Source organism: Actinoplanes sp. NPDC048967 (assembly GCF_040649415.1).
GTDB lineage: Bacteria > Actinomycetota > Actinomycetes > Mycobacteriales > Micromonosporaceae > Actinoplanes.
Genome location: NZ_JBEZFL010000002.1, coordinates 390,761 through 409,314, shown reverse-complemented (window position 1 = coordinate 409,314; position 18,554 = coordinate 390,761). Strand labels below are relative to the sequence as shown.

13 protein-coding genes and 1 pseudogene are annotated in these 18,554 nt (G+C 71.1%); 8 read left to right on the top strand and 6 right to left on the bottom strand.

The window, feature by feature from the left end; all coding sequences use genetic code 11:
- Positions 1 to 116 precede the first annotated feature (116 nt).
- A complete protein-coding gene (gene hemB, locus AB0C12_RS08595) occupies positions 117 to 1,106 on the top strand; it encodes a porphobilinogen synthase (RefSeq protein WP_360545643.1) in 990 nt (329 codons plus the stop codon).
- 54 nt (positions 1,107 to 1,160) lie between these two features.
- On the opposite strand, the pseudogene AB0C12_RS08590 reads toward hemB, so the two are convergent.
- The 3 genes and pseudogenes from AB0C12_RS08590 to AB0C12_RS08580 form a co-directional block, all read right to left on the bottom strand.
- Positions 1,161 to 3,491 (bottom strand): annotated as a pseudogene (locus tag AB0C12_RS08590) (endonuclease); the annotation flags it as partial.
- Between the two features lie 104 nt (positions 3,492 to 3,595).
- Positions 3,596 to 4,618 (bottom strand): GNAT family N-acetyltransferase, encoded by a 1,023-nt coding sequence (locus tag AB0C12_RS08585; protein ID WP_360545641.1) that lies wholly within the window; start codon positions 4,616 to 4,618, stop codon positions 3,596 to 3,598.
- 81 nt (positions 4,619 to 4,699) lie between these two features.
- Positions 4,700 to 6,784: a hypothetical protein gene (locus AB0C12_RS08580; protein WP_360545639.1), complete on the bottom strand. Its 2,085-nt coding sequence runs from the start codon at positions 6,782 to 6,784 to the stop codon at positions 4,700 to 4,702.
- A gap of 119 nt (positions 6,785 to 6,903) precedes the next feature.
- Here AB0C12_RS08580 and AB0C12_RS08575 point away from each other — a divergent pair, with 119 nt between their 5' ends.
- Positions 6,904 to 7,125, top strand: a complete 222-nt coding sequence (locus tag AB0C12_RS08575; RefSeq protein ID WP_360545637.1) for a zinc ribbon domain-containing protein — start codon at positions 6,904 to 6,906, stop codon at positions 7,123 to 7,125.
- Positions 7,126 to 8,534: 1,409 nt separating this feature from the next.
- Complete coding sequence (locus AB0C12_RS08570) at positions 8,535 to 11,195, top strand: adenylate/guanylate cyclase domain-containing protein (RefSeq protein ID WP_360547072.1); 2,661 nt, start codon at positions 8,535 to 8,537, stop codon at positions 11,193 to 11,195.
- A 201-nt stretch (positions 11,196 to 11,396) separates the two neighbouring features.
- On the opposite strand, the gene AB0C12_RS08565 is transcribed toward AB0C12_RS08570, so the two are convergent.
- Positions 11,397 to 11,900, bottom strand: coding sequence for a phospholipase (locus AB0C12_RS08565; protein WP_360545635.1), 504 nt, complete (start codon positions 11,898 to 11,900; stop codon positions 11,397 to 11,399).
- Between the two features lie 235 nt (positions 11,901 to 12,135).
- On the opposite strand from AB0C12_RS08565, the gene AB0C12_RS08560 reads away from it, so the two are divergent.
- Positions 12,136 to 13,104 (top strand): potassium channel family protein, encoded by a 969-nt coding sequence (locus tag AB0C12_RS08560; RefSeq protein ID WP_360545633.1) that lies wholly within the window; start codon positions 12,136 to 12,138, stop codon positions 13,102 to 13,104.
- A 165-nt stretch (positions 13,105 to 13,269) separates the two neighbouring features.
- Here AB0C12_RS08560 and AB0C12_RS08555 read toward each other — a convergent pair whose 3' ends face one another.
- Positions 13,270 to 14,316 carry a 2-oxoacid:ferredoxin oxidoreductase subunit beta gene (locus AB0C12_RS08555; protein ID WP_360545631.1) on the bottom strand — a complete coding sequence of 349 codons (1,047 nt, stop codon included), beginning with the start codon at positions 14,314 to 14,316 and terminating at the stop codon, positions 13,270 to 13,272.
- Positions 14,309 to 16,162, bottom strand: coding sequence for a 2-oxoacid:acceptor oxidoreductase subunit alpha (locus AB0C12_RS08550; RefSeq protein WP_360545629.1), 1,854 nt, complete (start codon positions 16,160 to 16,162; stop codon positions 14,309 to 14,311). Before AB0C12_RS08550 ends, AB0C12_RS08555 begins: the two co-directional genes overlap by 8 nt.
- 199 nt (positions 16,163 to 16,361) lie before the next feature.
- On the opposite strand from AB0C12_RS08550, the gene ndhC reads away from it, so the two are divergent.
- From ndhC to AB0C12_RS08530, 4 genes are all read left to right on the top strand, one after another.
- The gene (gene ndhC, locus AB0C12_RS08545; protein ID WP_360545627.1) at positions 16,362 to 16,739 is read left to right on the top strand and encodes an NADH-quinone oxidoreductase subunit A; all 378 of its coding nucleotides are present in this window, start codon (positions 16,362 to 16,364) and stop codon (positions 16,737 to 16,739) included.
- 83 nt (positions 16,740 to 16,822) lie between these two features.
- Entirely contained in the window at positions 16,823 to 17,350 is a 528-nt protein-coding gene (locus tag AB0C12_RS08540) for a DivIVA domain-containing protein (RefSeq protein ID WP_360545625.1), read from the top strand.
- Positions 17,347 to 17,844 (top strand): SRPBCC family protein, encoded by a 498-nt coding sequence (locus AB0C12_RS08535; protein WP_360545623.1) that lies wholly within the window; start codon positions 17,347 to 17,349, stop codon positions 17,842 to 17,844. The genes AB0C12_RS08540 and AB0C12_RS08535 overlap by 4 nt, the downstream gene beginning before the upstream one ends.
- A gap of 34 nt (positions 17,845 to 17,878) precedes the next feature.
- Positions 17,879 to 18,469: a DNA-3-methyladenine glycosylase I gene (locus AB0C12_RS08530; RefSeq protein WP_360545621.1), complete on the top strand. Its 591-nt coding sequence runs from the start codon at positions 17,879 to 17,881 to the stop codon at positions 18,467 to 18,469.
- Positions 18,470 to 18,554: the final 85 nt, after the last annotated feature.

Sequence of the window (18,554 nt, the reverse complement as noted above, 5' to 3'; positions counted from 1 at the left end):
GGCTCCGCGCCGGCCCGGTTTCGCCGGACCGGCGCTGTTGCCGGCCTGGCCGGGGCGGTTGTCCGACCGGCCCGGTTCCGCCGGCTCACGCGGCCGGCCTGGCTGAGGGAGTGAGCATGGCGTTCCCCGATGTGCGTCCGCGGCGTCTGCGCCGTACCGCCGCCCTGCGGCGCCTGGTCGAGGAGACCCGGGTCGCACCGGCCGAACTGATCCTGCCGCTGTTCCTCAAAGAGGGTCTGACCGAGCCTCGGCCGATCAGCTCGCTGCCTGGCGTCATGCAGCACTCGCGGGAGTCGCTGCGCAAGGCCGCCCACGAGGCGGTCTCGGCCGGGGTCGGTGGCCTGATGCTCTTCGGCGTCCCGGACAACGCCAACAAGGACGAGACCGGCTCGGCCGGCCTCGACCCGGACGGCATCCTCAACGTGGGCCTCCGTGACCTGATCGCCGAGGTCGGCGACGCCACCGTGGTCATGGGCGACCTGTGCCTGGACGAGTTCACCTCGCACGGGCACTGCGGCGTCCTCGCCCCGGACGGCACGGTCGACAACGACGCCACCCTGGAGATCTACGGCCGGATGGGGGTGGCCCAGGCCGAGGCCGGGGCGCACGTCGTCGGCCCGTCCGGGATGATGGACGGCCAGGTCGGGGTGGTCCGCAAGGCCCTCGACCAGGCCGGTCACCAGGACGTCTCGGTGCTGGCCTACTCGGCGAAGTACGCGGGTGCCTTCTACGGCCCGTTCCGCGAGGCCGTCGAGTCCAGCCTGCAGGGTGACCGCCGCACCTACCAGCAGAGCCCGGGCAACGTCCGGGAGGCGCTGCGCGAGGTCGAGCTGGACGTCGCCGAGGGCGCCGACATGGTCATGGTGAAGCCGGCGCTGCCGTATCTCGACGTGATCGCCGCCGTGCGGGAGCGGGGCGACGTGCCGGTCGCCGCCTACCAGGTCTCCGGCGAGTACGCGATGGTCGAGGCGGCCGCGGAGAAGGGCTGGATCGACCGGCAGGGCGTCATGCTCGAGACCCTGACCTCGATCAAGCGGGCCGGGGCCCAGATCATGCTGACCTACTGGGCCACCGAGGCCGCTCAGCTGCTGCGCGAGCGCTACTGACCGCCCGTACCCCTCAGGTAACGAACTTGCATGGGTTTTCCGCCGCGGGTGGGCTCAGTCGTCGTTCTGGATCGTGCCCGTCGCGCGGGCGTCCGCGAGCCGGATGCCCGCCAGGCCGGCCACCACCAGCGTCAGCTTCTCGTCCGGCTCCTTCCACCGGTCACCCCGGACCTGCACCGGGAAGGGGAGACCGGTCGCGCCCGCGGGCAGGACCCGGCAGCCCAGGTACGGCGTGAAGTCGACTCCCACCCACGCGGATCCCGGCACCGTGCTCGCACAGATCGTCACCGCCCGGCTCAGCGGCCGGGACAGCGTCACCGGGAACACCAGCGACGTGGTGCCGCTGTCTCCTTCGACGACGCTCGCGTCCGCAACCGACAGTGCCGCCCGGGAGTGGAAGCGGGCGACCTGGGGATCGTGGTCGCTGGAGCCCTTGGAGCCGTTCCCCTCGTCCGCCGCCGCCCAGTCGGCGTTGAGGTGGGCCGCCCGCATCTCGATCAGGTCGCCGTGCAGGGCGTCGTTGACGAAGAGGTGGTCCAGTGTCTGCGCCGAGCCGTCGAAGACGTACGAGTACGCCGACGAGGGCGCGTCCGCCACCAGGTCGTCCCACAGGTTGTGCAGCCCGGCCTCGTAGAGCGGGCCGAGCTGGTCGCCCGGAGCCGCCGGCACCGGGTCGTCGGGGCGCGGGAAGACATTCAGGTCACCGCTGTACGCGATCCGCGCGTGCGCGTGGGTGTCCTCGATCGCCGTGGTGATCGCCGCCCCGTACGCGGCCTGCTCGGTGCGCTGCCCGACCCGGGTGTCCGGCCCGGACGAGTAGTGGTTGCTGACCGCCCAGAGCTGGAACCGCTCGGCGGCACCCGGCGCTGCCTTGATGTCGAAGAGCGCGACCTGCGGCGCCCGGGTGAAGACGTTCGAGCCGTCCACACCCGTCGAGGTGTCCACGTCCGCCGGCAGGATCGCGTTCAGCGTCTTCGGGTTGGACACCTCGGCGTTGCTCGCCAGCGGGGTGCCGCGGTAGGTGACCTGCGGTGCCGCGCCCAGCACCGGGTCGGCCGCGGTCGCGGGGGTCAGCGAGAGACGGTCGGTGCGGTAGAGGAACGCGGCGGTGATCCCGCGGGCGTCGGCGCCGGTGCGGTCGTACGCGGCCGCGTACGCCGGACCGCCGTTGCCCTTGATCGTCAGGGCCAGCTCCTGCAACGTGTCCGGCTGTCCGTCCGCGTCGTTGACCGCGCCGCAGGTCAGAACGCCGCCGGTGACCGTGCAGATGTCCTGGTCCTCGGCTTCCTGGGCCAGGATCAGATCGGGGGAGTGCAGCCCGGCGGCGATCTGGTCGGCCAGGTCGGCCAACTTCTCCCGGTACGCCGCCTCGCTCGCCGGGACGTAGTCGAAGGGCGGGCTGACGCCGGGGCAGCCGGTGTTGCCGGTGAAGTCGCAGCCGTCGAACGGGTCGTCACGGAAGTCGTACAGGTTCTCCACGTTGTACGTCGAGACGGCGAACTCGGTGCTGCGCGCGGCGGCCTCGGGCGGGTTGTTCCGCGACGGGTCCGGGCCGGGCGTGAATGCGGCGGTGGCCGGCTGGATGCCGTACTTGTTGAAGGAGTAGTAGAGGCCGCCGACCGCGTCGCCGGACAGCCGGTCGAAGGTCTTGGCCGGTGGCAGCAGCACGCCGCTGTCACCCGCGGTGGCCTTCACGCCCATCGTGCCGAGCAGCACCCGGTCGCCGTTGCCGTCGTCGACCGGGCCGGGCAGATTGTCCAGCGGATGCGCGTCGCGGAAGACCCGCCGGGCGTACGGGTCGGCCCGGTCCAGCAGCGGATCGTCGCGGTCGATGACCCAGATCTCCGAGTCCGCGGTGCCACTGAACACGTTGCGGCCGGCGACCACCCCGGCGCTGTCCCGGACCCGCAGCTGCATGCCCTCGTGCCGCTCCCAGAAGCGGTCCGCGGCGGCCAGCTCGCCCGGCGGCGCCGCGTCGTCGACCTGGACGTCGGTCAGCGGCACACCCTCGGCCAGCTTGGTGACCAGCGAGGCGCCGGACAGCTGGGTCAGCGAGAAGAACTCCGACACCCGGGCCCGGACCACGATCTCGTCGCCCACGGCCGGCACATAGCCGCCGATCAGCGACGTGAAGGCGCCCATGAAGACGAAGATCCCGTCGGAGCTGGCCGGGTCGCCGTCGTCGGTGCCGCTACGGCTCTGCAGGAAGAACCCGTGCTGGTCGGCGCCCGCGGCGGTGCGGGCCAGGGTGCGCTGGGTGACGACCCCGCGTACGTCGTACAGGACGCTGCTCGTGCCGTTGCCGGACGGGTTGGCCAGCGGTGACCGGTCGGTGCGCGGATTCTCGGCGTCCGTCGTCGGACCCTGCACGGCGCCGACGGTCAGCGGTTCGTCGGCGGCCCGGGCCACGTCGGGGAACAGGGCAGCGGTCAGCAGCGGAACGGTGAGCAAGGGCAGGAAGCGGCGGTAGCGCACGGAGCCTCCACAGCTCAGTCGGTGGGCTCGAGTCTCTGCACCAGCTGACCCACGTCCACGCCGTACTCGTACCAGTCCCGGTCGGACTGGAAGCCGAGCTCCGCGTTGACCTTGAGCATGGACTCGTTGTGCTGCGCGTTCCAGGTCTGCACCTCGCGCAGTCCGGGCTCGGCGGACCGCAGCTCGAACAGCATCCGGGCCTTGATCGCCCGGTCGATGCCGTAACCGCGGTGCTCGCGGACGACGATCGTGTCGTACTGGTCGGCGCGTTCGGGATGCTGCGCGGGCACGACCACCTCGGTCAGCCCGGCAACCGCACCGGACGCCTCGTGGATGGCCAGCACGATGTACGGTTTCAGGCCCCGGCGGTGCAGGGTGTTGAGGCTGTCCCGCAGCCGCTGCGGATCGGACGAGCTCGGCCGCAGATCCAGGTCGTTGTCGTCACCGTCCTGCCCCTCCAGCTTGGCCTGCGCGTACGGCTCCAACAGGTCGGCCGGCGGCCCACCGGGGTGGTACTCGACGCGGTAGCCGGCGCTGATGCCGTTGGCCATGGCGTGCAGGGCGTTCCAGTCCACGCTGGACAGCGTCAGAACGCTGCGGGTCTCCACATACTCCTGCTCGAAGCCCAGCGCCTCGTAGAACGCGATGGCCGGGGTGTCGCCGATCGCCTCGACCCCGATGGAGGAGAAACCCTCGAGATAGACGCGGCGTGCGGCGACCCCGACGAGCTGCTGGCCGAGGCCGCGGCGGCGCAGGTCAGGATGGACCAGCACCTCCAGCACGCCGATGTCGCCGAGCAGCAGGACACTGACGTGGCCGTAGATGGTGCTCTCACCCTCGGGGAGCCGGTCGTCCTCGGCGACCCAGCTGATCCGGCGCTCACCGGGCATGGTCTCGGCCAGGTAGTCGACTACCTGCACGTCCTGCCACGGTGGATCGTCGGGGAGATCGGCAGCCAGCACCGCGTTGTACGTCTCCACGAGCGATCGGATCTCCCCCGCCGACGCGGTCCGGGGATCCCACTCACGCACCCTCACCCGTACAGCTTGCCGGTACATGGACCTTCAGGGAAGTGCCGGATGGACAAATGTACGCGACCCGTCACTGTGGGTTGTCGCTCAGACCCGGCTGCGCTGCCCGTACTCGTTGGCCGCATCGAACACTTTCTGCGCGTACGGCCGCACCGCGTTGTACGACAAAATAGCGTCCCACCAGGCATCCGGCCGAGCGAGATCGCGCCCGCCCTGACACAGATACTTGGCCGCGGCCAGCGACGCGTCGTCGATGTCGTTGGGATCGGAGACACCATTGTTGTCGGCATCAACACCATTGCCGACAGAGATCGAATTCCAGGTCTGCGGGATGAACTGCAACGGACCCAGCGCCCGATCGAACTGCGAATCACCATCGAGCGCACCCTGATCGGTGTCCCGGATCTCCTGCCGCCCACCCTTACCGTCCAACGGCAACCCGAAAATCGGCGGAGCCACCGACCCGTCGACATTGAGGACAGCGCCGTTGGCGGAGCCGTGCGAGGACTCCACCTTGGCGATGGCGGCGATCGTGGTCCAGCTCAGATGACAGCTGGGGGTGGTCCGGGCGACCACAAGCTCGGCGTAGCCGTACGCCTGCACGGCGACAACGGGGATGCCGGCCCGGGTGCCGGTGTCCTGCGCCCAGGAAGCAAGGACATCGGCCGGCCGCGCACCGCCGACCGCGCCGCCGACGGGAGGCTGGGTGCCCGGCACGACGCCGCCGACGACCGGGGCGGAAGCGCTGGGCACGCCGCCGGGCCCCGGCAGCGCCCCGGCCGAAGCCCCGGCCGAAGCGTCGGCGTCAAGGCCGAAACCGGGCGTCACGCTGGGCGTCGGCACAGACTGCAAAGCCCGCGGTACGAGATAAGCACCAGCTGTCCCGGCGGCGCCGAGAAGAAGAACGGCGATGACGGCGGGGAGGATGAGGCGGCCGCTGGGGCGCTTGGCCCAGGCAGAGGTGCTGCGGGCGGTGCTGCGCACTACGCGTACGGGGTTGGCTCGGCGCAGCACCCGGGTGGCCCGGCCCTGCGAGGCGGCGGCTACTGCGGCTGCGGTGGGGGCGGTTGTGCTCGGGGTTTTGTCCCCGGGCTTGCCGTCCTTCCCGGCCTCGTCTTTGCCCTCGGCCTTGTCCTTGCCCTCGGCCTTGTCTTTGTCGTCGGCCTTGCTGCCGGTGTCGGTCTTGCCTTCGGGGGCGGTCTTGTCCGGGGGAGTGCCGCCCTTGCCCGTTTTGTCTCCGGGGGGAGCTTCCTTACCGGTCCCGGCAGCTTTGTCGGTCCCGGTCGGCTTGTCGTCCGCGGCCTTGCCGGGCTCTGTGGTCTTGCCGTGCTCGGTCGCCTTGCCGGGCTCTGTGGTCTTGCCGTGCTCGGTCGCCTTGCCGGGCTCTGTGGCCTTGCCGGGCTCGGTCGCCTTGTCGGTTCCGGCGGCCTGGTCGGCGGAGTAGGGCTGGTATCCGGACTTGGTCTTTGCCGCCGGCCCGCCCCCGCTGAGTGCTGCGGTGGCGTCGGCGGGGTTCGCCCCGTCCGGCTTGGCCGTCGCGGCCGGACCCTTGTCCTTGCCGTTCGCGTCCTTACCGTCCGCGCCGTCCGCGCCGTCCGCGCCGTCCGCGCCGTCCGCGCCGTCCGCGCCGTCCGCGCCGTCCGCGCCGTCCGCGCCGTCCGCGGCAGGCCCGGCGGCCGCCTTGCCGTTGTCGGCCTTCTCCTCAGGCCCGGCCTTCACATCTGCCTTGCCTGCCGTGTCCGCGGCTGTCCCAGTCGTAGCGCTCGCAGCCGGCTCGGCGTCGCCGCTCGACGGTGCCGTGGAGCTAGCGGCTTTCTCGCCGGCGCCTGTTCCCGGCCTGGCAGCCGCAGTGCTCGTAGCGCCGCTTGCCACCACCTTCGGCTGGTATGTCCCACTCGTGGCACCGGTCGCCACAACGCGCGGCTGGTATGTGCCCCCAGGGCGACCGGTCACCTTCTCGGCCACCGAGTCCGACTTGTCGGACGACACCGTCCCTGAAATCGACTCGCCGGACTGACCCACCGCCCGCCCGGCATCATCGCCCTCCAGCGAACCCGCAGCCGGAAACTCCTCCTCAGGCGCCGCGCCGGAGCTGCCAAGGGGCCCGCCAAGATGCGGCGCCGGAGGCCGTGGCCCGCGCCGCTTCGGGGATCTGTCCTGCCCGTCCGCCACCCGAAAGACACTACCGGGCGACAGCGACCCCCGGCGCCCATGGACCCAGCCCGATGCGTCATCCACAGCCCAGCCGACCAGGGCGGCGAACTGTCCCAGCGGAGCCATACCCTGTCTCCATGCCGCGCTATGACTTCCGCTGCCGCGCCTGCGGCGACACCTTCGAGCTGAACCGGCCGATGGCCGAATCCGCTGCCCCCGCGACGTGCCCCCAGGGCCACGCCGACACAGTGAAACTGCTGTCCACAGTTGCCATGACAGGCCGCAGTGGCACCATGCCCACACCCCAGTCAGGCGGTGGCGGAGGCGGCGGCTGTTGCGGCGGGGCCTGCGGCTGCTGAGAAGCCCAACGCCCGGCTTGACCCGCCGGCAATCACGCCCGCCGGGTCACGCCGCCAGCGGCTGCCCCCAACTCGCTGCCGAGGAAGGCTGATCGGCTGGCAACAGCAGGCTGCATCCTGCTCGCTGCCGAGGAAGGCTGATCGGCTGGCAACAGCAGGCTGCATCCTGCTCGCTGCCGAGGAAGGCTGATTGGCCGGCGACAGCAGGCTGCACCCTGCTGCTGCCGGCGGTGGTGGCGTGCCCAGCTAGAGCAGCATGCATTTAGCTTCCTTTCAGGGGTGAGGACGCCGGGGCACCGGGACGGCCGGACCGGCTGTCCGCGCTGAAACACGTCGCACTGAACCACGAGGCGACGTCACTGCTGGACCCGCGGGCCGCCCACGACCAGGGCGGCCTGACCGGCGACCGGCTACCGGCGACCGGCTGCTCGCGCCGGGGTCACGGTCGGGGTAACCGCGACCGGCTGCTCGCGCCGGGGATCGCGGTCGGGGTAACCGCGACCGGCTGCTCGCGCCGGGGATCGCGGTCGGGGTAACCGCGACCGGCTGCTCGCGCCGGGGATCGCGGTCGGGGCAACCGCGACCGGCTGCTCGCGCCGGGGTCACGGTCGGGGCAACCGCGACCGGCTGCTCGCGCCGGGGATCGCGGTCGGGGCAACCGCGACCGGCTGCCCGCGCCGGGATCGCGATCCGGGCAACCGCGACCGGCTACCCGCGCCGGAACCACCAGCCAGCAAAGCCCCATCGGCCCCCACGCCCGATTCTCAATCCAGCCGGCCTCGCCCAACCCGACCAAACACCCCGGACCCCACCATCAGACCCGGACAGGACGTCCGTCACCCCGATCGCCGCCGGCCAGAATGACCCACCAACCACCGCAACCCGGAAAGCTCAACAACGGCGCAAAATCCAGCGGTCAGCGCGCCGGCCGCACTCCAATGCTCGGCTCCCGTCCAACAGCCCGGCCGTAAATGACAGCAGGGCAGACGAGCCCACCACCTATTTCCAACCCGACGTATCACCGAGCCTCCCACCGGCATCTGCTATTTCAGTCGACTGTGGCCGGTCCCGCGGCGTAACACTGTGGTGATCGTCGGGTGACCTCATGGAGTCGCACAAGGGGCTACTCCTGCGGGGCCGTCCGAACGGGTCGGTGGAATTGACCGACTGCGGCGCAACCAGAACGTGAACCTCGTCGTTACGTCACGCGTAGTGCCGTGCGTGACCGTCGATGACCCCTACCGTGGGTCGCCCTTGCGGGGTCGGCCGTGGCGGGAGGGCGGTTACCGACCGTTCCTACGATGTGCCGTGTGATTGCGGTACGGCAGCATGAAGCGCGACTTCCCAAGGGGGCGGAGGTTCTCACCGTGTCGGGACGGACCGAGCTGCCGAGCGGGCTTGTGACCTTCATGTTTACGGACATCGAGGGCTCCACGCGGCTCGCCCGGATGCTCGGCGAAGGTTATGGCCGTGTGCTCAATGCCCATCGTGGCGTTGTGCGCGCAGCGCTGAGTAATTACGCCGGCGCCGAGCTTTTCACTGAGGGTGACTCCTTCTTCGTGGCGTTCCGGGACGCCGCCGCTGCCGTCTCCGCCTGTGTGGCAGCACAGCGTGCACTCGCCGCGTACCCGTGGCCGAGCGCCGACGCGGCGCCGCGCGTCCGGATGGGCCTGCACACCGGTTGGGCCGTTCCGGTCGCCGGTGAGTACACGAGCGCCGAAGTGCATCGCGCCGCTCGCGTCGCTGCGGCGGCGCACGGTGGTCAGGTGCTCTGCTCCGAGGCGACCGCGCTCGCTGTTTCCACCTGGTCCTCCGACCTGGTTCCCAGCAATGCGGAGCTCGTGGGGGTCGGGGCCGGCGGCGTACGGCAGCAGCACCGGGAACACCGGGCATCCCAGGCACCGCTGATCGAGAGCGTCGACCTGCTCGACCTGGGCCCGTTCCGGTTGCGTGGCTTCGACGACGCCGAGCGGCTCTTCCAGCTTGTCGCTCCGGGGCTCGACCGGGACTTCCCCCGGCCGCGCACTCCCGGCGCGCCTGTGGACAACCTGCCGGCCGCGGTCACTCCGTTCGTCGGGCGGCAGGGTGAGATCGCCGAGCTCAAAGGGCTGATCTCCACGCATCGCCTGGTCACCGTGGCCGGGGCGGGCGGGGCCGGTAAGAGCCGGCTCGCCGTGGCCGTCGCCGAGGAGCTGCGGGCCGCGTACCCGGATGGCATCTGGCTTGTCGATCTCGCCGAGGAGCATCCGGCCGAGGCGCTGGCCGCCGCGATGGGTGTCCGGCGCGAGCCGGCCCGGCCGCTGCTCGACAGCCTCATCGAGCGTTGCGCCGAGGGCCGTACCCTGCTGATCCTCGACACCTGCGAGGCCCGGCACCACGCCGCGCGGGAGCTGGTGCGCCGGCTGCTGGCCAGTTGCCGGCGGCTGGACGTCCTCGCCACCTCGCGCACGTCGCTCGGCGTACCCGGAGAACTGGTCTGGCGGATCCCGCAGCTGGCGCCGGCCGACGCTGCCGCGCTGCTGGCGGCCCGGGCCGTCGCGGCGCGGGGCGGCCGGCCCGGTCCGGCCGGGGAAGCCGCCGAGCTGGCCCGGATCGCGGCCAAGCTGGACGGTGCGCCGCTGGCCATCGAGCTGGCCGCCGACCGGCTGCGGCTGCTGTCCGCGGCCCAGCTCACCGCCCGCCTCGACGACCCGATCGCCGCGCTCGACGCGGGCCGGTCCGAGCCCGGCCGGCACGGCAGCCTGACCAGCAACCTCGACTGGTCGTACCGCGGCCTGAGTGACGGCGCCGCCGGGCTGTTGCGCCGGCTTGCCGTCTTCGCCGGCCCGGTCGAGCTCGGCACTGTGGAGTGGTCCGGCGAGGACGCCTTCGGCGCCCTGTCGGAGCTGGCCGACCGGTCCCTCGTCGAGGTCGTCGCCGGGCCGCGCTACCAGATGTCCGAGCAGGTCCGGGCGTACGCGACCCGCCGGCTCGCCGCCGCCGGGGAGGAGCAGGCCGCCCGGGACCGGCACGTCGACTGGTCGTTGCACACCCTCGACGGTGTGGCCGTCGACACCGACGGGCAGCCGCGGACCGTCTCCCTCACCGAGCTGGCGCCGTACGTGCAGGAGTGGCAGGCCGCCCTGCGCTGGTCCGCCGTCGGTGGCAGTGTCCGGGCCGGGCTGCGGCTCGCCGGGGCGCTGGCTCCGTGGTGGCGCGAGCACGGCCGGGCGCGGGACGGCCGGGACCTGCTCTTCCGGCTCTACCGGCGGATCGACGGTGAGTGCACCGAGCAGGGCGAGCGGATCGACCCGGTCGAGCTGGCCTCCGCGTACCTGGTCCATGCCGGACTCGCCGACGACCGGGAGGAACGCACCCGCTTCCTGGACCGGGCCGAGGACATCGCCCGGCGCGTGGATCACCCGGCGCTGCTGGTCCGGGCCCTCTCCGGGCAGCGGCTCTCGCTCGTGGAGGCCGGCCGGACGGCCGAGGCCGAGCAGGTGTGCCGCGACGTCATCGCCCGGGCCGAACGCACCGGGGTGCCGGCTGCCGCACTGCCCGCGGTGGTCACTCTCGCCGAGTTGTTGTGGCGGCGGGACGCCCTGGACGAGGCCGCGGAACTGCTCGGCAGCGCCCGTCAGCTGGAGGCGGGACGGCCGGAGGACCGGGGCAGCCGTACCGTCGACTGGTTGCTCGGGATGGTGGCCCTGCGCCGCCGTGACCTGGTCGCCGCGCATGACCACCTGGTTGTCGCCCTGCGGTCGCGGTTGCGGCACGGCTTCCGGGGCGCCGCCGCGGACGCCGTCGCGGCGATCGCCGTGCGGTGTGCCTTCGGCGGTGACCCCGCCACCGCGACCGTCCTGTTCGGCGGCGCGGAGTCCGTGCGGGGGGCCTGCCGGGCGGCCCATTTCGGGGGCTTCTGGTCCGGGCAGCAGGCTGCCCTGAGGCGGATGCTCGGCGACGCGGCCTTCGACGCGGCCTATGCCGAAGGCGCGGAGATCGGCTTCGGCCGGGCCGTCGCGATGGCGCTGGCCGTCGAGCATCCGGACCTCGAACACGACTCGGCCCGCTTCGCCCAGACCCTGGGCTGACCCGCCCCGAGCTGAGCGGGCCCCGAGCTGAGCGGGCCCCGAGCTGAGCGGGCCCCGAGCTGAGCGGGCGCCGAGCTGAGCGGGCGCCGAGCTGAGCGGGCCCCGAGCTGAGCGGGCCTCAAGCTGAGCCGGCGTCAAGCTGAGCCGGCGCGGGAGGACCCACCCCGGGCCGGCCGCACCGGCCGACCCGGGGCCGGCCGGCTATTCGACCAGCTCGCGGGCCCGGTCGATGTCGGACGGGTTGACGGCCTCGAGCGACCCGAAGATGCTCACGGCCTGGTAGTAGGTCCAGGCCAGGCTGTAGCAGGCCGGCCGGGTCACCGTGCTGTAGGTGGCGCACTTGCGCTTGAGGTCGGCGTAGAACATGTCATCCAGCCGGTCCTTGTTGGCCGAGAACGTGCCCAGGTCCTTGTAGTTGCGGTAGCCGAAGTCGTGGCGCCAGCACGACAGCGAGAAGTTGAAGCCCAGCGGGTTGTCCGGGCTGGACGAGCAGTAGTCGGTGGTCCAGTCGAAGCCGTAACCGGCCCAGGGGGCGCGGTTGAGCCGGGCGTCGTTCCAGGCGGTGCTGCTCGACGCGGCGGTCTGGGTCCAGCGGGCGAGGACGGTGGCTTTGCTGTCCGCGGCGGCGGAGGCCGCCACGGGGGGAGCCAGCAGGGCCAGCGCAGAGATCAGGACGACGAGGGTACGGCGGACGGACCGTTTCATCGAAACCTCCAGCGGTAGGCCGCCAGTCTTGGATCGACAGCTTTCTAGATACAAGACGATCAATGGAGTTTTCCTTAACGATGCCTCAACTTACCGATGGGTATTCCGCGGCGGGCCTGTCATGTGCTGTCCTGGAAAGCGGTGTGGGACCCGGCCGCTATGGTGTGAACGTGCAGGCGGCCGTTCAGTGATCCGATTACCTCTGGTCCGACAGGGACCACTGCGAGCGCTCGCCGTGCGGGTGGTTGCCGCCCTGGTTCTCGTGCTGCTCACCGTGCTGGTGATCTACATCGACCGCGACGGCTACCGCGACCTCAACGAGGACGGGCTGACCCTGCTCGACTGCTTCTACTACGCGGTCGTGTCGCTTTCCACCACCGGCTACGGCGACATCACCCCGGTCACGCCCGACGCGCGCCTGGTGAACATCGTGTTCATCACCCCGGCGCGCGTGCTGTTCCTGATCATCCTGGTCGGCACGACCCTCGAGGTGCTCACGGACCAGTACCGCAAGAACATCAGGGTCACCCGGTGGAGGCGCAAGTTGAAGGACCACATCATCGTCTGCGGCTACGGCACCAAGGGCCGGGCCGCGGTCAGCGCGCTGCTGGAGACGGGCTACGACAAGTCCCGCATCGTCGTGGTCGAGAGCCGCGACGAGGCCCTGCGCCAGGCCGGGGCCCACGGCCTGGTCGCGATCGAGGGCAACGCCACCCGCTCGGCGGTGCTGCTCGAGGCGGACGTCAAGAACGCCAAGTCGGTCATCATCGCCACCGACAGCGACGAGGCCTCCGTCCTGATCACCCTCACGGTGCGGCAGCTGACGGCCGGCCAGGTCCGGATCATCGCGGCGGTCCGCGAGCAGGAGAACGCGGCCCTGCTCAAGCAGAGCGGCGCCCATCACGTGATCGTGTCGTCGTCGACCGCCGGCCGGCTGCTCGGCCTGACCACGACGACTCCGCCGCTGATCGACGTGGTCGAGGATCTGCTGACCCCGGGTCAGGGCATGGCGCTGGCCATGCGGTCCGCGGAGCGCGACGAGGTCGGCCGCAACCCGCGCGAGCTGCAGACGCTGGTGGTGGCGCTGATCCGCCGGGGCAAGGTGCTGCCGCTGGGCGGTCAGCAGTCGATCACCATCGACACCGGGGACATGCTGATCTACATCCGGGACGAGGAGAACAGCGGCATCGGCGTAGCCGTCTGACCGCCTTCCCGATCAAATCAAGGTCAGGTTCAAGATCAGATTCTGGTCGTGCCTGGTTGCATGGTGCTGACCGTCGCTCCCGCCGATTGCCGGGTCCGTGCCTGGCCAAAACAAGATCGGCCCAGGCCCGAGGGCCTGAGCCGACCTTGGTAGCCGCGTCCGGTACTACAGAATGGTCCAGGTGTCGCCGGCGTTGAGCAGGTCGCTGAGCATCTCGTCCGGGGTGCCGGTCACCTGCGACTTGGCGTCCTCGAGCTGCTTCTGGATGAGCTCGTCGTAGGACGGGCGCTCGACGTTGCGGAACACGCCGATCGGGGTCGTGCCCAGATCCGAGCCCGACAGCCGGGACAGCGCGAACGCATAAGCCGGGTCATCCACGGTCGCGTCGTGCACGACCGGGGTCTCGCCGCCCAGCTCAGCGCTGTCCCGCACCGACAAGCCGAACGCGCCGGCCGGGTGGACCACCGAATACTGACCCTGCGCGCCGAAGGTGATCGGCTGGCCCTGCTCCAGGCGGATCAGGTGGTCGTCGCGGGTGTTCGGGTCCTTGAGCACCTCGAACGCGCCGTCGTTGAAGATGTTGCAGTTCTGGTAGATCTCCACGAACGCCGACCCCTCGTGCTGGGCCGCCGCCCGCAGCACCGACTGCAGGTGCTTGCGGTCCGAGTCGATGGTGCGGGCCACGAACGTCGCCTCCGCGCCCAGGGCCAGCGACAGCGGGTTGAACGGGGAGTCCGCCGACCCGGCCGGCGTCGACTTGGTGATCTTGCCGAGCTCGGAGGTCGGTGAGTACTGGCCCTTGGTCAGGCCGTAGATCCGGTTGTTGAACAGCAGGATCTTCAGGTTGACGTTACGGCGCAGGGCGTGGATCAGGTGGTTCCCGCCGATGGACAGGGCGTCGCCGTCGCCGGTGACGACCCACACCGACAGGTCCGGACGCGACGCGGACAGCCCGGTCGCGATGGCCGGGGCGCGGCCGTGGATGGAGTGCATGCCGTAGGTGTTCATGTAGTACGGGAACCGCGACGAGCAGCCGATCCCGGACACGAACACGGTGTTCTCCCGGGCGATGCCCAGCTCCGGCATGAACTGCTGGACCGCCGCCAGGATGGCGTAGTCACCGCAGCCGGGACACCAGCGGACCTCCTGGTCGGACTTGAAGTCCTTCGCCGTCAGCTTCACCGGCGTCAGCGGAATTGTGCTGCTAGCCATTCTTGACCACGTCCTCGAGCATGTTCTCCAGCGTCGCGGCCGTGAACGGCAGACCGCTGATCTGGTTGAAGGGGACCGCGTCGATCAGATACCGGGCCCGGATGACGTGGGCCAGCTGGCCCAGGTTCATCTCCGGGATGACCACCTTGTCGTACGCCTTGAGCACCTCACCGAGATTCGCCGGCAGCGGTGCGAGGTGCCGCAGGTGCGCCTGGGCGATCGGCAGACCGCGCTGGCGCAGAGCCCGGCAGGCGGCACCGATCGGCCCGTACGTGGAGCCCCAGCCCAGCACCAGCACGCGGGAATTCTCGTCCGGGTCCTCGACGTCGACGTCCGGAACCGGGATCGACTCGATGCGCTCGGCGCGCGTGCGCACCATGAACTCGTGGTTGGCCGGGTCGTAGGAGATGTCCCCGGTCTTGTCGGCCTTCTCCAGCCCGCCGATGCGGTGCTCCAGACCGGGGGTGCCGGGGATCGCCCACGGCCGGGCCATGGTCTCGGGGTTCCGCAGGTACGGCAGGAACCGCCCGTCCTCACCGTTCGGCTCGGTCGTGTACGCCACCGAGATGTCCGGCAGGTCGTTGACGTCGGGCAGCAGCCACGGCTCGGAGCCGTTGGCCACGTAGTTGTCCGACAGCAGGATCACCGGGGTGCGGTACTTCAGCGCGATCCGGGCGGCTTCGATCGCCGCGTGGAAACAGTCCGAGGGTGACTTCGGCGCGATCACTGCCAGCGGCGCCTCACCGTGCCGGCCGTACAGGGCCATGTTCAGATCAGCCTGCTCGGTCTTGGTCGGCATACCCGTCGACGGTCCGGCCCGCTGCACGTCGACGATGACCAGCGGCAACTCCAAGGCGATCGCCAGAGAGATCGTCTCGCCCTTGAGTGCCACCCCGGGACCGGAGGTGGTGGTGACGCCGAGGGCACCGCCGTACGAGGCGCCCAGCGCGGCGCCGATCGCGGCAATCTCGTCCTCGGCCTGCATCGTGGTCACGCCGAACCGCTTGTGCTTGGACAGCTCGTGCAGAATGTCCGAGGCCGGGGTGATCGGATACGCGCCCAGAAACACCGGCAGCTTGGCCCGCACACCGGCCGCGACCAGCCCGAGGGCGAGGGCGGCGTTGCCGGTGATGTTGCGGTAGGTGCCCGGCAGCATCTTGGCCGGTTTGACCTCGTAGCGCACCGAGAAGTCCTCGGTCGTCTCCCCGAAGTTCCACCCGGCCTGGAACGCGGCCTTGTTCGCCGCGACCAGATCCGGGCGCTTGGCGAACTTGCGCTCCAGGAACCGGATGGTGGACGCGAACGGCCGCGAGTACATCCAGCTCAGCAGGCCGAGGGCGAACATGTTCTTGGCGCGTTCGGCGTCTTTCTTCGCCACCCCGAGCTCAGCCAGTGCGCCGATGGTCATCGACGTCAGCGCGACTGGGTGCAGGGCGAAGCCGTCCAGTGAACCGTCCTCGAGGGGGCTGACCGCGTAGCCGACCTTGGCCAGATTCCGCTTGGTGAACTCGTCGGTGTTGACGATGATGTCCGCCCCCGGCGGCAGATCACCCACGTTCGCCTTCAACGCCGCCGGGTTCATCGCCACCAGCACGTTCGGCGCGTCCCCAGGGGTCAGGATGTCGTAGTCAGCGAAATGCACCTGAAAACTCGACACCCCGGGCAGGGTGCCGGCTGGTGCGCGGATCTCCGCCGGGAAGTTCGGCAGTGTCGAGATGTCGTTGCCCAGCTGCGCGGTCTCCGAGGTGAACCGGTCACCGGTGAGCTGCATACCGTCACCGGAGTCCCCGGCGAACCGGATGACCACACGATCGAGCTGCTCGACACGCTTCGCGGGAACGCCCACGTTCCAACCTCCTGAAGGAGCCGGCCGGCGGGTACGCACGTCGATGAGCCGGCCCGCAATAGTCACTTCCAGCCTACGTCGGCGCTCCTTACCGCCGCGGGGCGCGGGGCGTGTCCGACTTCAGACCGTTGACCACAGTAGCCAGGTAAGGCTTGCCTGAGCCACCCGAGTCCACTCTTCGGTTCGCTAGGCTGCGGCCGTGCAGGGCTATCTGGGTTCGTACGCCACGCTGGGGCTGGTGCTGGCCGCCGGCGTGCTGGTCTTCGTCGGCGCGTTCGGGGCGAACAAGCTGCTCAGGCCGGCCCACCCGGCCGAGCCGGTGGGCAAACGGCTGACCTACGAGAGCGGCGTCGACCCGGTCGGCGGCGACTGGGCGCAGGCCCAGATCCGCTACTACGTGTACGCGTACCTCTATGTGCTCTTCGCCGTCGAGGCGGTCTTCCTCTTCCCGTGGGCGGTCGTCTTCGACCGCCCCGGATTCGGCCTGGTGACCGTCGCCGAGATGGGCGTCTTCGTGGCGGTTCTCGCGCTCGGCATCGTGTACGCCTGGCGCAAGAAGATCCTCACCTGGACCTGACGCCCCTCGATCCACTCGGGCGTTTGCGGCCCGGCGGGGTGGCGGGCTCGCACACCCGCAGCGGTCGTGCCACGATCGTGCCCATGGGCCAGCTTCTCCTCTTCGTCGTCGTGGCGCTCGTCGTCGCGGCGATCGTCTTCGGTGTGACCGTCATGGTGAGCGGCGGCGACCCCGGCCTGACGCCGGTCGAGCCGGACGGCAAGTCTCTGCCGCTGCCCAGCGACCGTCCGCTCGGCGAGGAGGACGTGTTCCGGACCCGGTTCGACACCGCGTTCCGCGGCTACCGGATGTCCCAGGTCGACCAGGCGCTGCAGCGGGCCGCCTATGACATCGGTTACAAGGGCGAGCTGATCGGCGTGCTGGAGGCCGAGGTCGCCGCGCTCCGCGAGGGCCGTACGGCTGACGCGGACGTGCTGCGCCGGGCCCGCGAGGCCGCCATCGCGCCGCCGCCGCCGCCGGAGCCGGTTGTGGTCCCCGATGTCACGCCGCCGGACGACAAGCCCGCAGCCGCTGCGGGCCCTGCCGCTGCTCCCACCGCCGCCGAGCCGGCCGCCGAGGAGAAGGCGCCGCCCCGGCCGGCGGGTGACGAGGAACCGGCGGAGAGCCGGTGAGCGCGCCCGGGCCGGTCGACGGGCTCGGCGACGCCGCGGTCCCCGGCACCGGCGAGGTCACCGCGACCGTCATCGTCAACGCGCCCGCGCCCCGGGTCTTCGCGGCGTTCACCAGCTGGGAACGGCAGTCCGAGTGGATCCCGTTCACCAAGGTGCGGATCGTCGAGGGCGACGGCGGCGAGGGCAGCCTGATCGAGGCGATCACCGGGGTCGGCGGGGCCGGGCTGCGCGACGAGATGCGGGTGGTGCGGGTCGACGCGCCGTACGAGGTCCGCGTGGTGCACTGCGGCAACATCCTGCGCGGCCCCGGCGCGATGCGCTGCACGGCGATGGCCGGCGACCGCACCCAGGTCGTCATGCACGAGTGGTTCCACCTGCCCGGCGGCGCCGCGGCCAAGCTGGCCTGGCCGGTGATCTGGCCCGGCTCGAAGCTCAGCCTCAAGGGCGCGCTCAAGAAGTTCGGCCGCCTGGTCGAGCAGGGCCGCCTGCCCTGATTTTCTGTCAGAGGGACCTCGTACGGTTTCCGGCATGACAGACGTGACCGCCGCGGGCCTGGTCGTCGGGGCGGACGGCCGGGCCAGATGCGGATGGGGCGGCAGCACGCCCGACTACCTGCCCTACCACGACCTCGAGTGGGGGCGCCCGGTCCACGGCGACGACGCGTTGTTCGAGCGGATGACCCTGGAGGCGTTCCAGTCGGGGCTCTCCTGGATCACCATCCTGCGCAAACGCCCGGCCTTCCGGGCGGCGTTCGCGGGCTTCTCGATCCCGGCGGTGGCCGCGTTCTCCGAGGCGGACGCGACCCGGCTGATGGCTGACCCGGGCATCGTCCGCAACCGGATGAAGGTCGACGCGGCCCTGCACAACGCCCGGGTGGCCGCCGACCTGCCGGACGGCCTGGCCACCCTGCTCTGGTCCTTCGCGCCGCCGCCCCGGCCCCGCCCGGCGACCCGCGCGGACGTCCCGGCGACCACACCGGAGTCGATCGCGCTGGCCAAGGAGCTGAAGAAGCGCGGGTTCAAGTTCGTCGGCCCGACGACGGCCTACGCCCTGATGCAGGCGACCGGCATGGTCGACGACCACCTGGCCGGCTGCTTCGTCCCGCCGATCCGCCCCTGACCAGCGCGCTGTGCCGCGCCGCAGGGGTGGGGCCTGCCGCGGGGGCGGGGTCTGCCCCGGGGGTGGGCCCGCAGTGAGGGCGGGC